This is a genomic window from Streptomyces sparsus (genome assembly GCF_054776295.1).
In genome coordinates, this window is the sequence record NZ_BAAHCA010001454.1 from 1 (window position 1) to 829 (window position 829).

General features: G+C 75.2%; 1 protein-coding gene. It reads left to right on the forward strand.

Translation table 11 applies throughout. The features are described 5' to 3' along the window. Positions 1-219: 219 nt before the first annotated feature. Positions 220-681 carry a pyridoxamine 5'-phosphate oxidase family protein gene (locus tag ACYVE9_RS29005; protein WP_461030854.1) on the forward strand — a complete coding sequence of 154 codons (462 nt, stop codon included), beginning with the start codon at positions 220-222 and terminating at the stop codon, positions 679-681. The last annotated feature ends 148 nt before the right edge of the window (positions 682-829 follow it).

The window sequence follows — 829 nt, forward strand, 5'->3', positions numbered from 1 at the left end:
GCGACCGAGGGCACCCCGGCGCCGACGGGCGTGCGCCCGGCCGGCGCTATGACGGTCCGGTGGCGGATGCGGACCGATGGGCGTTGCGTCCCTGGCGACGAGCAGCCATGCTTCCCGGACCGGTCGGCTGCGGGGATCACCGACGGCGGGCGACCGGGCACGAGCAGGGTGCGGTCGTCGCGTGGTGTGCGGCGTGGCCGCGGAGGCGGAGGACGGTCGATGGCAGGGGCAGGGCAGCGGCGGGGCCGCCGGATCATGATGACGCCGCAGGAGGTGGACGCCTTCCTGACGACCCAGCGCACCTGCCGGGTGGCGACGGTGGGTACCGACGGCAGCCCGCACGTGGGTGCCCTGTGGTTCTGCTGGGACGGCACGTCGCTGTGGTTGTACTCCCTGGTCCGCAGCAAGCGCTGGGCGCAACTGCGGGCCGACCCGCGCACGGCCGTGGTCGTCGACGACGGGACCGAGTACGCCGAACTGCGCGGCGCGGAGCTCTCCGGGGAGGCGGTGGCCGTCGGCGAACTGCCGCGGACGGGTGAGGCGTGCCCCGAACTGGAGGAGCCGGAGCGGCTGTTCGCTGCCAAGTACTTCGGCCTGGAGCAGATGCCGCACGACGAGCGGCACGGGTGGCTGCGGCTGACCCCGCGGTCGATCGTCTCCTGGGACTTCCGCAAGATCTGAGTCGCCGCCGGGCCCGTCCCGTTCGTTCTCCTCCCGCACCCGGTCCCTCTCGTGCCCGGCCGCGTCAGCCGTGGCGCCCGCCGGTGACCGGGCGGACCGCGGCGGCGACGGCCTCGGCGAGGTCGGTGAGCCGGTCCGGGGCGAGCCC